We start from the raw sequence: 13,132 nt of genomic DNA, 5'->3' as shown, positions 1-13,132 counted from the left end.
CTTAAAATAGCCATTTCTTTGTAATCGTAACGTTACGATTGCATCGAAGCGTGCCAGTGTCAAGCTGCTTTAGCGAGAGCTTGGATTGACCGTGAGGTGGAATCCGGTAGCGTGTGACGGTCAGCAAGATCAGCCGGCGCTTTCACAAATGAGGTCGGGCGAGGTGGCCAATCTAAAACAGATCGCGGCGGAACTTTCCCTTTCGGTGACCACGGTGTCGCGCGCTCTAAAGGATGGGCCGGAAGTTCATCCCGCCACCATCGCTCGCGTCAAGGAGGCGGCGAAGCGGGTCAGCTATGTGCCAAATCATCATGGCCGCGCGCTCAAAACTGGCCGTACGCTGACGATGACGGCCGTATACCCGATGGAGACACAAGACCATCTGTCCGATCTGTTGAAGCTTCCCTTGATCGAAGGCATGACGCTGGCGGCGCGGCAAGCGGGTTATAGTCTGTCCATCTATTCCACTACGCCCGATGACGATCCCGTCGAGAGTGTGCAGCGACAGCTTCAGGCGGGCAGCACAGACGGACTGATTATCACGCGTATGGTCTCGGGTGATCCGCGCGTTAAGCTATTGCTGGATAGAGGCATGCCATTCGTCGCGTTTGGAAGAACTGACCTGGATACAGCATATCCTTATGTCGACATCGACAATGAACAGATTGCCTACGAGGCGACCCGGTGGCTCATGGACAAGGGCTGCCGACGCATTGCGCTGCAACTTCTCGTTCCGGGGGACCAGGCGAGTGCCATGCGTCTTTCCGGGTATGGAAGGGCAATGGCCGAGGCTGGTATTCCGATCGATCAGTCGCTGATCGGTCATGGAATGTTCACCATGGAATCGAGCGCAGCCTGGTTCGATCGCATGCTGGCCTGGTCAGATCCGCCGACGGGCTTGGCATGCGCCAACGAACTTGGCCTTCTGGGGGCACTACACGCTCTTGGCAGAAGAGGTCTCGCGCCAGGGAGTGACATCCACATTGTCACTCGGGATAGCACGCGGCTATCGCGCTTCCTGCCTGCGAAGATCGGCGTTCATTTCGTGGACATAGCGGGTGTCGGACGCAAACTTGTCGAAGTCCTGGAGAGCCGGATCGTCAATCCCCTCGGGCCGGTGGAGACAGTCTTGTTCAAAGGTGAGTTCGACCCTGGCGAATAGTCGGCCGCAGCTCAAGCTGCATCTCTACGGCGACAGGCGGATCCGCCTAACTACAACAAATTCTGAACCATCACTCGGCCGGCGCCGCACCAACCTGACCGGCGACTTCCTGGTCGAGTTCGGCGAGGAAATCGACGATACGCGCGGCGTTGTCGCCGAGATCGAAGCGGCCGTATCGCGAAGCTGACCGCATGTCGACGATGACCGCATCGCCATCGTCGGTCACGCGGATCGCAACGTCGGCGGGAAGACCGATCACGAACCCCTTGGCGACTGCGGTAATGGTCACGTCACTTTGCCCGGCGAGGTCAGGATAGGGTTCGGAGAGATCCCAATCGCGCCGGTCGAGCACGGTTTCGACGGCATTGACGACAGTCTCGAACGGCAGGTCGTAGCTGCGTGCGCTGACCAGCGGATAGCTATCGGTCTGCAGCCGCTGTTCGCCAGGCGTCGACGGGGAGAGCACGTTCATCTCCTTCGTTCGGTCACTCACGTCGAGCGCCGGCGGCTCGTCGAAATCGGTCGAGATATCCCTGAGCGGCGGATAGATTGTCGCCCAGTAGGCGGCAACGCCAAAAGGTGCGAGCACCAGCAACGCCAGGAGGGCGCCGACTGTCAGGTCGCGACCGCCGCGGTCGCCGAAGTTCCACAGCCGCGAAAAGGCAAATCCGGCAAACAACAGCGCCAGAGCCGCCAGCAGAGCGACAATGCCCAGCACCCACAGGAAAGCCGGCGTTTCGACGAGGTCGAAGCGATGGCCTACGAAGACCGTAAGCAACAACACCAATGAAAAAGCGGCCGTGCGCCGCGACCAGCCGGCCGCCCTCGACGTTTGCCGTTCAGGAATACTTGCCATCGATTGCCGCACCACCCCAACCCGAACGGAGACTTAGAACCTTTTTGCAATGGCATGAAGCCGAAACACGCAACATCCCATCAATCCGTCGGCAAGCGATAATCCTTGAACTGCTGGCGCAAGGTGATCTTCTGGATCTTGCCGGTGGCGGTGTGTGGGATTTCGCTGACGAAGGCGACATCGTCCGGCATCCACCATTTGGCCACCTTGCCGTCCATGAAGCCGAGAATGTCCGCTTTGGTCGGTTCCTTGCCCGGCTTGCGGACGACGACCAGCAATGGCCGCTCGCCCCATTTCGAATGAGGGACGCCGATGGCTGCGGCCTCGGCGACATCGGGGTGGCCGACAGCCAGATTCTCGAGGTCGATGGTCGAAATCCATTCGCCGCCGGACTTGATGACGTCCTTGGCGCGATCGGTGATCTGCATGTAGCCGCCGGCGTCGATGTGAGCGACGTCGCCCGTGTCGAACCAGCCATCCTCGTCGAACTGTTCCGGGCCAGCACCGCCATAATAGGCGCGGGCAACGGCCGGTCCACGCACTTTCAGGCGGCCAAATGTCTTGCCATCCCAGGGCTGCTCTTTGTTGTCGTCGTCGGTCACCTTCATTTCGACGCCGAAGGGCGGATAGCCCTGTTTCTGCTGGACATCGAGTCGGGCTTCCCCTTGAAGCCCGACATAGTCCGGCTTCAAGGTGCACAGCGTGCCGAGCGGCGACATTTCGGTCATGCCCCAGGCATGGATGACCTGAACATCATAGTTCTGCTGAAACTTCGTCATGATCGCGCGCGGGCAGGACGAGCCGCCGATGACGACCTTGTTGAGATAGGGAAGCTTCTTGCCGCTCTCCTCCAGATGCTGCAGCAGCATCATCCAGACGGTCGGCACGGCGGCGCTGAAGGTCACCTTCTCGGTGTCGAGCAGTTCATAGATCGAGGCGCCGTCCATCTTGCAGCCAGGCATGACCAGCTTGGCGCCGATCATCGGTCCGCTCTGGCCAAGACCCCATGCATTGGCGTGGAACATCGGCACGACCGGCAAGATCGTATCGCGCGACGACAGACCCATGGCGTCGGGCATGGCGGCGATCATGGCGTGCAGCACGTTCGAACGGTGGCTGTAGACGACGCCTTTGGGATCACCCGTCGTGCCCGACGTGTAGCACATGCCGGCGGCGGTGCCTTCGTCGAAGGTCTTCCAGGCGAAGTCGCCATCCGCCTCGTCAAGCCAGTCCTCGTAGGCGACCACATTCGGCAAGGTCGTCTGCGGCATGTGCGCCTTGTCGGTCAGCACAATCACCTGTTTCAGCGATTTGACGGCACCGGCGATCTTCTCCAGCAGTGGCATGAAGGTCAGGTCGACGAAGACAGCCTTGTCCTCGGCGTGGTTCATGATCCAGACGATCTGCTCGGGAAACAGCCGCGGATTGAGCGTGTGGTAGATGGCGCCGATGCCCATGATGCCATACCAGGCCTCGATGTGGCGCGCGGTGTTCCAGGCCAGCGTGGCGATGCGGTCGCCCAAGCGGTAGCCGTCACGCTCCAGCCGCTGGGCGACCTTCAGGGCGCGACGATGGATGTCGGCATAGGTGGTGCGCACGATCGGCCCCTCGATCGAGCGCGACACGATCTCGCGCACGCCATGCTGCCGCTCGGCATTGTCGATGAGCTTGTGGCAAAGCAGCGGCCATTCCTGCATCAGTCCCAGCATTTGGTTCCTCCCTCACGCTTTTGCGTTGTGCTTTTTGTGCCATTGTGGAGCGAACCGCCGGATTGTCCAGCCGCCAGCGCAGCCGAGCGCTGCATTGGTGGAAAACCGCCACAATCCGGCCATCGTCGGCGTTAAGCTTCGTTAACGGGCAAGGGGCGATTGGCGACTGAAAGAGGTTCGCATGGACGCGCAGCTCGACGACAAGGCCCTTGAGAGTACGCTTGCCGAAGGTCTGGCCGATCTGGTGCCGGATGCAAAGACTGTTTCCGAAGACGAATTTGTTGAAGTTGTCGGCGGCGCGCTCGAAGCGGTCGGCGGCACGCTGCTGTTCAAGATGTGCGTCCAGAACCAGGGTGAAGGCCAGCATGTCGCGGCCGCATCCGTCGGCGACGGCGGCAATCGCCAGTTCCTGCTGCTCACCCTGCCGACCGGCGGCGGCCCCTTGAAGGTAGAGACAGCGTCGAGAAGCAGCAACCCGGTGGCCGGCATCGCAGCCGCCTATGCCGGTCTCATGGACGTGTTCAAGGCTGCCGCCTGACCGCGCTGGCGGCAGGTGTTTCAATTAGCTTCGGAGGCGCGATCTGTCAGTGTCGGCCTCGGTAAGGCCTTGCGTGCTGGATGGCGACAGCAGACCTTGCACAATGCCCTTGCGCGACACACTTAAAGTCGACGCAAGGAGACCCCGCATGGATCAGATCGCCAACCCCTCCCCCGGTTTTCAACGCAATCCCGACAAGGTCATCACCATCGAGCCCTACGCCGGCACCGTCACCGTGCGCGCCGGAGACGTGGTCATCGCTTCATCCGCGAAGGCCAAGGTGCTGACCGAGGCCCCCTATCCCGCGGCCTTCTACATTCCGTTCGCCGACATCGATTTCGGCAAGCTCAGCAGCACCGAACACTCGACCCATTGCCCCTACAAGGGCGATGCAAGCTATTGGAGCGTGCTGCCTGCCGGCGAAACCGGCCAGAACGCAATGTGGGCCTACGAGCATCCTTTCGACGAAATGGCTGAGATCCGCAACCACGGCGCGTTCTACGCCAGCAAGGTCAGCATCGAAGCCAAACCGGACTGAGCGATTTTCCAACCCAGGCGAACTCGGCGTCAGTGCATTGAGATTCAGGTCAGGCCGAGTCGAGAATGGTGGGTTCCGAGAACCGGAACGGAGCGGACTTTTGGTCCGTGAGTACCGGAAGCGCAGGAAACCAACATTCGCAGGCCGGCATCACCTGAATATCAATGCACCGGTCAGTCGGTGGTGCCGTGATCGCCAAGACCATCGGCATCGGCATCGTCGAGCCGCACAAAGGTCAGGCCCTTGGCCTTGAGCGCCAGGAGCCCCTGCACCACGCCTTCGCCGGCGGCATGGGTCGGCTGGTTGATGTGCGAGATAATCACATCACCGTCCTTGGCCGCCGCAATGCGCCGCGCCGTCTCCTTGGCGCCAAGCAATGAGCCGCCGTCGCCGTTTATCGAGAATCCCGCGATCTTGAAGCCAAGCTTGCGGATCATGGCGATTGCCGACGGGCTGTATTCGGCGGTCGCGCCACGAAACCATTTCGGCGCCGGCTCGCCGGTCCCGGCAAGAGCAGCGGCACCCGACTCGACCTCGGCCAGCACCGCGTCCGGGCTGCCGGCGCTGCGGATGCCGTAGATCTTCTGCGGCGTGTCGACCGCCGGGATATGATGGCCACCGTGATTTTCCAGCTCGAACAGATCGGGATGCGCCCGCATGATCTCGACGGCGGCGGCGTTTCGCTTCAGCCAGATGCCGGTCACGAAAATGGTGGCGGGGATCTTGTTGTCCACCAGCGCCGAAAGGATCCGGTTGTCGGTCTGTCCACCGCAGGCATCGAGCGTGAGCGCAACGCGGCCGGCTCCGCTCGCCTCCGGCCTGATGTGCAGCGTGGGCTCGACGAGCGGCGCGGCATGACCGGCGGATACCATGGCCAACGACATGGCGATCATGCAGAGATTTTTTTGCAGCAAACCGAATTCCTGACCGGTCGTTTCAAGCAGGCATCCCTAGACCCGCATGAAGGCGGAAATCGGGATGGTGGATAGCAGAAAAGCGCGCGGCGCGACAATTTGACCGTTCGTGTGGTGAACAGGCCATTCCGCGATAGCGGTTGTCCGCGCGACCATAATGTCAGATGGCGCGTCCCAGTTTCATTTCGGTGCGCGAAAGAACCTCGCGCACCGCGTCGACAACCGGCTTGACCTCTAGGCCCCAGACGCAGCAGGCCCTGCTGGGATCCGGCGCGCGGCAGAGGCCCTTGGCCAGGCAGTTGCAAGGCATCGGCGGCTGGAGCGAGATGCTGGGCACGCCGACAGGACCCCAGCGCGACGGATGCGTCAAACCGAACAGCCCGACAACCGGGGTTCCGGTAGCGGCGGCCATGTGCATCGGGCCGCTCTCGTTGCCGAGAAACAGCCGGGCTTGCTTCAGCACCGCCAGCAGACTTTCGAGCGACAGGTCACCGACGAGATTGACGACCGACGGCGCGGTCCTGGCGACGATACGTTCGGCAATCTTCCGCTCGTCCGGGCCGCCTACCAGGACGACGTCCAGACCGGTTTCGCCCACAATCTCGCCGATCGCCGCGGCAAATCGCTCCGGCTGCCAACGTCGCCCCTCGAAGCTTGCACCCGCATGCACGGCGATGAAGGCGTTTGGCCGCAGGTAGTGCTTGCCCAGCAGCGTCAATGCCTTCGCCGTCTCCAGCGGCAGCGGCTGAAGGCTCGGAATCACCTTGCGGAGTTCGATGCCGAGCGCTTCGAGCGGCGAGAGGTAGCGGTACAGAAAATGCTGACCGTCAAAGCCGTAGGGCTTGGCAAAAACGTTGGCGGGCTGGCGCTCCAGCATACGCAAGGGTCTTTCGGAAGGATTGTAGCCGACGCGGGTCCTTGCGTTGACGAACCCGTTGATGAGCCGCGACGTCTTCGAATCGGCCAGATCGATCGTCAGGTCGAAGCGGAAGCGGCGCAGCGCCCGCACCGTAGCGTAAAGCTCTTTGCCACGCTCCAGCGGGGTGCCGCGCATGCGGGCGCGGCTGAACGTGACCACTTCGGATGCGATGCCATGGGCGATCACGAAGCTCTCGAAGCGAGCCTCGCACAGAAACACAAGCCTAGTATCGGGGAATTCAAGCCGCAGGTTTTCGGAGAGCACCGAGGCGAGGACGAGATCTCCGATGAACTTCGTTTGAATGACCAGGATAGAGCGAAACGGCGCGGGTGAGGTCTGCAACATCTGCTTCCGGAAACAATTGGCAGGATGTCCGCAAATTGGGCGCGAACAGTGTCGAAATTATGCAATGCCGCCAGCACGTTCGCGTGAATTGGCTTACAAAACCGTAAGCTCGATCTGAACGGATCCTAGCCGCGGCCTGCCTTTGCGACCAGCACCGCCGCCTGTGCGGCAGCCAGCCTGGCGATCGGTACGCGATAGGGCGAGCAGGACACGTAGTCGAGCCCGACCTCTTCGCAAAAGCGGATCGAGGCCGGGTCGCCGCCATGTTCGCCGCAGATGCCGAGCTTGATGTCGGGCCGTGTTGCCTTGCCTTTTTCGGCAGCCATGCGCACCAGTTCGCCGACGCCGTCGATATCGAGCGAGACGAACGGATCCTGGTCGATAATGCCTTTCTGGCGGTATGTCTCAAGGAACGACGCCGCATCGTCGCGCGAAATGCCGAACGTCGTCTGGGTCAGGTCGTTGGTGCCGAAGGAGAAGAACTCGGCCGACTGCGCGATGACATGGGCGCGGATCGCCGCGCGCGGCAGTTCGATCATGGTGCCGGTGAGATAGTCGATGTTGACGCCGGTTTCCTCCATGACGCTCTTGGCGACGGCATCTATGCGCGCCTTGACGTAGTCGAGTTCCTTTACCAGGCCGACCAGCGGCACCATGATTTCGGGGACCACAAGCGCGCCGGCCTTCTTGCCGGCCTCGACGGCCGCCTCGAAAATGGCACGCGCCTGCATCTCGGCGATTTCGGGATAGGAGACGGCCAAGCGGCAGCCGCGATGGCCGAGCATCGGGTTGAACTCGTGCAGCGCCTCGGTCCGCTGCCTGAGTTTGTCCGGCGACACCTTCATGGCGGCGGCAACCTCGGCCACCTCCTCCTCGGTCTTGGGCAGGAATTCGTGCAGCGGCGGATCGAGCAGACGGATCGTCACCGGCAGGCCGGCCATGATCTCGAACAGTTCGAGAAAATCCGAACGCTGCATCGGCAAAAGCTTGGCGAGCGCCGTGCGCCGGTCCTTTTCGGTGTCGGCCAGGATCATCTCGCGCATGGCGACGATGCGGTCGCCATCGAAGAACATGTGCTCGGTGCGGCAAAGGCCGATGCCTTCGGCGCCGAAGGAGCGCGCCATGCGGGCGTCGAGCGGCGTTTCGGCATTGGTGCGCACCTTCATGCGGCGTACCGCGTCCGCCCACTCCATGATGGCGGCGAAATCGCCGGAAAGTTCGGGCTGCAGCATCGCCACGGCGCCTTTCAGCACCTGGCCATTGCCGCCGTCGATGGTGACGATATCGCCCTTGCGGAAGGTCGAGCCCATCGCCATCAGCGTGCCGGCCTTGTAGTCGACACGCAGCGAGCCGGCACCCGACACGCAAGGCTTGCCCATGCCGCGCGCCACCACCGCGGCGTGGCTGGTCATGCCGCCGCGCGTGGTCAGGATGCCTTCCGCCGCATGCATCCCGTGAATGTCCTCGGGGCTGGTTTCGATGCGCACCAGGATCGCCTTGCGGCCTTGCGTCTTCAACTCCTCGGCGTCAGCAGAGGAAAAGACGATCTCGCCGGTGGCGGCACCGGGCGACGCCGGCAATCCGATGCCGATGACGTCACGCGCGGCTTTCGGATCGATGGTCGGATGCAGCAGCTGGTCGAGCGAGGCCGGGTCGATGCGGGCGACGGCTTCCTCTTTTGTGATCAGTCTGTCGCGCGCCATCTCGACGGCGATTTTCAGCGCCGCCTTGGCGGTGCGCTTGCCGGAGCGGGTCTGCAGCATCCACAACTTGCCGCGCTCGATGGTGAATTCGAGATCCTGCATGTCGCGATAGTGCTTTTCCAGGCTGTCGGAGATGGTGACGAAGGACTGGAATGCGTCCGGCATCAGCTTCTGCAGCGATGGCTTGTCCGAGCCCGCCGCAATGCGCGCCGCCTCGGTGATGTTCTGCGGCGTGCGGATGCCGGCGACGACGTCCTCGCCCTGCGCGTTCACCAGGAACTCGCCATAGAGCATCTTTTCACCGGTCGACGGGTTGCGGGTGAAGGCGACGCCGGTGGCTGACGTCTCGCCCATATTGCCGAACACCATGGCCTGGACGTTGACCGCCGTGCCCCAGCTTTCGGGAATGTCGTGCAGGCGCCGGTAGGTGATGGCGCGATTGTTCATCCAGCTCGAAAACACGGCGCCGATCGCGCCCCATAGCTGCTCGTGCGGATCCTGTGGAAACGGCTTGCCGAGTTCTTCCTCGACCTTGGCCTTGTAGAGCGCGATGACACCTTGCCATTCGAGCGCCGTCAGTTCGGTGTCGAGTTCATGGCCGAGCCCGCCCTTCTGGTCTTCCAGGATTTCCTCGAACACCTCATGGTCGAGGCCCATGACGACGTCGGAATACATCTGGATGAAGCGGCGGTAGCTGTCATAGGCAAAGCGCGCATCGCCGGAATCGGCAGCCAGCGCCTCGACCGTCTCGTCGTTCAGCCCGAGATTGAGCACGGTGTCCATCATGCCGGGCATCGAGGCGCGGGCCCCCGAACGCACCGACACCAAAAGCAGTTTCGACGGGTCGCCGAACCGGCGGCCGGTCAAATGTCCGATGTGATCGAGCGCAACCGCGACATCGGCTTCCAACTCGGCCGGATAGGTACGGCCATTGGCATAATAGGCGTTACAGACCTCTGTGGTGATGGTGAAGCCCGGCGGCACCGGCAGGCCCAGGCTGCACATCTCGGCCAGGTTGGCGCCCTTGCCGCCCAGCAGATTCCTGTCGCCGGCACGGCCTTCCGCCGCGCCATCGCCAAAGGTGAAAACCCATTTGGTCATGCTTTGCTCTCCGGTTGCAGGAGATTGGAAAGATTGGCGAAATGGAAAGCTCCGCCTGTGTCCGACTTTGGAGCGATATGATGCTGCAGTGCGAAAGGCAAGGCGTAGGCGCAGCCGCGCGGCCGCTACAATCGATTAAGCAAAAGCCCGGTCCGAGGATGCGTCAAAAAGACTTGCCATTCCTAGGCTTTTACGGTAGAACATAAAGGGAACAAACGGGGTGATTCATGAAACTGTCCGGAAAACTCGACTATCTGGAAATGCCGGCGACCGGTGGAACGCTGGACCGGCTCAAGGCCTTCTACAGCAATGCCTTTGCCTGGTCGTTCACCGACTATGGACCGACCTATTCGGCTTTTTCCGAAGGCCTGGACGGTGGCTTCCAGGCCGACGCCGGGGAAGCGCCAGCCAAGCCGCTACCCGTGCTTTACAGCAAGGATCTGGAAGATACGCTCGGTGCCGTCGAGAGCGCCGGCGGCATGATCGTCAAGCCGATCTTTTCATTCCCCGGCGGCCGGCGCTTCCACTTTGTCGATCCGGCCGGCAACGAGATGGCTGTGTGGTCCGAGTAGCCGCCCATGTCGTCCGGCGGCGCTGCTTTGCCTGACCAAATTTGATCGTTCTGACTGCCGCTCATAAGGATTGTGCTTTTCGGCTGCTCTGCTAATAACGCGCCGCACAAGCGACTCTGACGGCAATTGGGGCGTCGCCAAGTGGTAAGGCATCGGTTTTTGGTACCGACATTCCCAGGTTCGAATCCTGGCGCCCCAGCCATCATCCTTTAGGGTCCGTTCCGGACACATAGGTTACGGTTTATACCGGAGACATGGTGTAGTGCACCCCTTGGGTGAGACACTAATTAATTAGGGACAGTTCTCCAGAATTAGGGACAGTTCTCCAGGGTTTGGATTGCGGCCAGGGGATCCTAGTGCAAATCGCGGCGAACCGAGATCGTCACTTTGCAGTCTGAACAGTATTGAACATCTCCCTCTTTCCATACATAGGTCGACCAGAGGGGTGGCGGCTCAACATGGAACTTCAATGAACCTTCCTATCTTCGCCATCAACCTCGATCGCGAGACCGGTCGCTGGAGCGAATTGGTCGCCAGCGCCGAAGCGGCCGGCCTGACCTTGCAGCGCATTGCCGCCATCGACGGCCGCGCTCTCGCTAAGGAGGAATGGACGGAGATCGATCTTCCAACCGCGCGCAAGCTGAGCGGGCGCGACATTCTGCCCGGCGAATATGCCTGTTACCGCAGCCATATCCAAGCGCTGGAAACCTTCCTGGCCAGTGGCGGCGCCCATGGCCTGATTGTCGAGGACGACGTTCTCTTCAGCGAAAACACCATACCGCGCATCGAAGCCATCATCGCCGCGGTCCCGGATTTCGACGTCATCAAGCTGACCAACCATCGCATGAGTTTCTTCATCCGCGCCGTCGAGACGACGGCAGGCGACGAGGTCGGTCGAGCGCTGCATGGCCCGCAAGGCTCGGCGGCCGCCTATCTGGTGACGCGGGAGGGCGCGCAGGGACTGTTGTCGGCGCTCGCCGTGATGAAAATGCCATGGGATGTCGCACTCGAACGATTTTGGGATACCGGCCTGAAAGTCTATTCGGTCCGCCAAAACGTGCTTGGCTTCGCCGCCAGCAGCAAGATTTCCGGCATAGCCGGTCCATCGGGAAGCTACAAATTCGCAAGGCTGGGCGGGCCGAGCCGGCTACGTGCAGGAGTCTTGCGGGCCAGCGACGAGCTGCGCCGCCTGCATCACGTCCTGCTGCGGCCCCCTTTGCCGCGAGAAACCCTGGACTATGCCAAGGACAACGCGCCGCGCCACACCTTGCTTCTGTTGCTTGCGGCACTCGCCATTCTCGGCTTGGTCTCCGCGGTGTGGCGCGAGGCCGACACCTACCGCTATGCGGGCCTGGCGCTGGCCCTGGTCGCGGTCATCCGCTGGTTCAGGGTGGATTTGTGGACCTACAGCAAACCGCTGATCGGTTGGGTCGGCTTTTTGTGTCTGGGTTGGTCGCTCTACGTCTTCATCCGGCTGGCGATCGTCTATTTCGGCACCCACCAGTTGGGTGGCGCCGAAGGCATTTACATGTTTCCGCTGTTCTATGCGACGACCGGCTTCGCGTTCCTGCTGTTTGTCAGGCAGCCCGCACGGCTCGTCCTCTGGTTCATGATCCTCAGTCTTGTCTTCCTGGCGGCGGATACCTTCTATTCGGACATGCTTCAAGGCATCCAACCGACCCCGCGGCTTTTCAACAATCCCATCCACGCGTCGGTGGCGGCCGGTTTCATCTTCCTTTGCACGCTGCAGTTCATGGCATACACGGCCCATAGAACGGACCTCAGGAAAGCAACCAAGAACCTGCATTGGGCGCTGTCGACAGCCGTTCTGTTGTTTGCCCTCGTCAACATCATCGAGATGCGGTCAAAGGGGGTCTGGCTTGCGCTTGCGCTCGCCCTGCTCTTGTTGGCGGTCATGACCCTGGCGAGAGGCCATCGCCGCGAACTGCTGGTTTCGGGTGGCGTGCTGGCGATCGTGGCGGCCGGCATTGTCGCAACACACAATATCTTCTCGTCCACCGCCGGCGACACCATGATCTTCGCCAAGGCCTTGGTTCCGGATGTCTTGAGGCATGGCGTCCTTCCGGCCTTCGACCGCGCCATCGCGAGCGAAACGGTTCCGCTTGCAGCCAAGGAACGGCTGATGCTGTGGGCGGACGCGATCGAGATCTGGAAACGCCACCCGATCTTCGGAGCCAGCTCCAGCTGGCTGACCGAATGGCAGAACAGAACCTATCATCCCATGATCTTCAACGTCTTCCACAACGGTTATCTGGAGATTGCCGTGCGTTATGGTGTGGTCGGACTGGCGTTCTTTGCCTTTCTTTACGCCTGGTCGGCCAGGCAGGTTCTGCTAGCCATGCGGGCCAAGCTTATCGCTCCGGCCGCATGGTCCTGCTACATCTCAACACTGGTCTTCTTCGCCCTAACCATCCTTACCAATTCAAACAACCGGCTGGCTATGGGTGAGGCCTTCATGTGGTTCGCCGCAGCGTTCGGCTTCTATTGTTTTTATGTTCGCCAGCAGAAGAACCTTGTCGCGCCGCGAACCTATTTTTAGGGCCGGCTCTCGCACCGCGCACCCGGCCAACCGGTCTGACTCAATGATGGTTCCGTCTTTTTTCTAAGATCCGGTGCAATCGTAGCGGGCACCACCGCCCTGCCCCACGCACGAGCGTCCCTACAGGAGCCCGGCCCATCCACCGCCGCGTCGCGGTGCCGGCGTGAGGTTGAGGAGGCCGTTCACGCCGGCTGCCGTTTTTTGAAGGGCGTGTG

At 61.6% G+C, this 13,132-nt stretch carries 10 protein-coding genes and 1 tRNA gene; 6 read left to right on the top strand and 5 right to left on the bottom strand.

The window, feature by feature from the left end; all coding sequences use genetic code 11:
• Window positions 1-163: 163 nt before the first annotated feature.
• Complete coding sequence (locus NKI73_RS00890; protein WP_352626640.1) at window positions 164-1,162, top strand: LacI family DNA-binding transcriptional regulator; 999 nt, start codon at window positions 164-166, stop codon at window positions 1,160-1,162.
• Between the two features lie 70 nt (window positions 1,163-1,232).
• Here the strand turns inward: NKI73_RS00890 and NKI73_RS00885 are convergent, their stop codons facing one another.
• Window positions 1,233-2,018 (bottom strand): DUF1499 domain-containing protein, encoded by a 786-nt coding sequence (locus NKI73_RS00885; RefSeq protein ID WP_352626638.1) that lies wholly within the window; start codon window positions 2,016-2,018, stop codon window positions 1,233-1,235.
• 80 nt (window positions 2,019-2,098) lie between these two features.
• Window positions 2,099-3,727: a fatty-acid--CoA ligase gene (locus tag NKI73_RS00880; RefSeq protein WP_352626637.1), complete on the bottom strand. Its 1,629-nt coding sequence runs from the start codon at window positions 3,725-3,727 to the stop codon at window positions 2,099-2,101.
• 181 nt (window positions 3,728-3,908) lie between these two features.
• Here NKI73_RS00880 and NKI73_RS00875 point away from each other — a divergent pair, with 181 nt between their 5' ends.
• Both NKI73_RS00875 and NKI73_RS00870 read left to right on the top strand, forming a co-directional pair.
• Complete coding sequence (locus NKI73_RS00875) at window positions 3,909-4,265, top strand: hypothetical protein (protein WP_352626635.1); 357 nt, start codon at window positions 3,909-3,911, stop codon at window positions 4,263-4,265.
• Window positions 4,266-4,413: 148 nt separating this feature from the next.
• Window positions 4,414-4,803, top strand: a complete 390-nt coding sequence (locus tag NKI73_RS00870; RefSeq protein WP_352626633.1) for a DUF427 domain-containing protein — start codon at window positions 4,414-4,416, stop codon at window positions 4,801-4,803.
• A gap of 173 nt (window positions 4,804-4,976) precedes the next feature.
• On the opposite strand, the gene NKI73_RS00865 is transcribed toward NKI73_RS00870, so the two are convergent.
• The 3 genes from NKI73_RS00865 to ppdK form a co-directional block, all read right to left on the bottom strand.
• A complete protein-coding gene (locus NKI73_RS00865; RefSeq protein WP_352627297.1) occupies window positions 4,977-5,696 on the bottom strand; it encodes a polysaccharide deacetylase family protein in 720 nt (239 codons plus the stop codon).
• A 181-nt stretch (window positions 5,697-5,877) separates the two neighbouring features.
• Complete coding sequence (locus NKI73_RS00860; protein WP_352626631.1) at window positions 5,878-6,981, bottom strand: glycosyltransferase family 9 protein; 1,104 nt, start codon at window positions 6,979-6,981, stop codon at window positions 5,878-5,880.
• A gap of 125 nt (window positions 6,982-7,106) precedes the next feature.
• Complete coding sequence (gene ppdK / locus NKI73_RS00855; protein ID WP_352626629.1) at window positions 7,107-9,785, bottom strand: pyruvate, phosphate dikinase; 2,679 nt, start codon at window positions 9,783-9,785, stop codon at window positions 7,107-7,109.
• A gap of 227 nt (window positions 9,786-10,012) precedes the next feature.
• On the opposite strand from ppdK, the gene NKI73_RS00850 reads away from it, so the two are divergent.
• The 3 genes from NKI73_RS00850 (at window position 10,013) to NKI73_RS00840 (ending at window position 12,917) form a co-directional block, all read left to right on the top strand.
• The gene (locus NKI73_RS00850; protein WP_352626627.1) at window positions 10,013-10,357 is read left to right on the top strand and encodes a VOC family protein; all 345 of its coding nucleotides are present in this window, start codon (window positions 10,013-10,015) and stop codon (window positions 10,355-10,357) included.
• A 127-nt stretch (window positions 10,358-10,484) separates the two neighbouring features.
• Window positions 10,485-10,559: transfer RNA gene (locus tag NKI73_RS00845), tRNA-Gln, on the top strand.
• 267 nt (window positions 10,560-10,826) lie between these two features.
• Window positions 10,827-12,917 carry an O-antigen ligase family protein gene (locus NKI73_RS00840; RefSeq protein ID WP_352626625.1) on the top strand — a complete coding sequence of 697 codons (2,091 nt, stop codon included), beginning with the start codon at window positions 10,827-10,829 and terminating at the stop codon, window positions 12,915-12,917.
• Window positions 12,918-13,132 lie beyond the last annotated feature (215 nt).

This window comes from Mesorhizobium sp. M0496 (assembly GCF_040321205.1).
In the GTDB taxonomy this organism is placed as follows: domain Bacteria; phylum Pseudomonadota; class Alphaproteobacteria; order Rhizobiales; family Rhizobiaceae; genus Mesorhizobium.
This window is presented reverse-complemented; position numbering and strand designations above follow the sequence as displayed.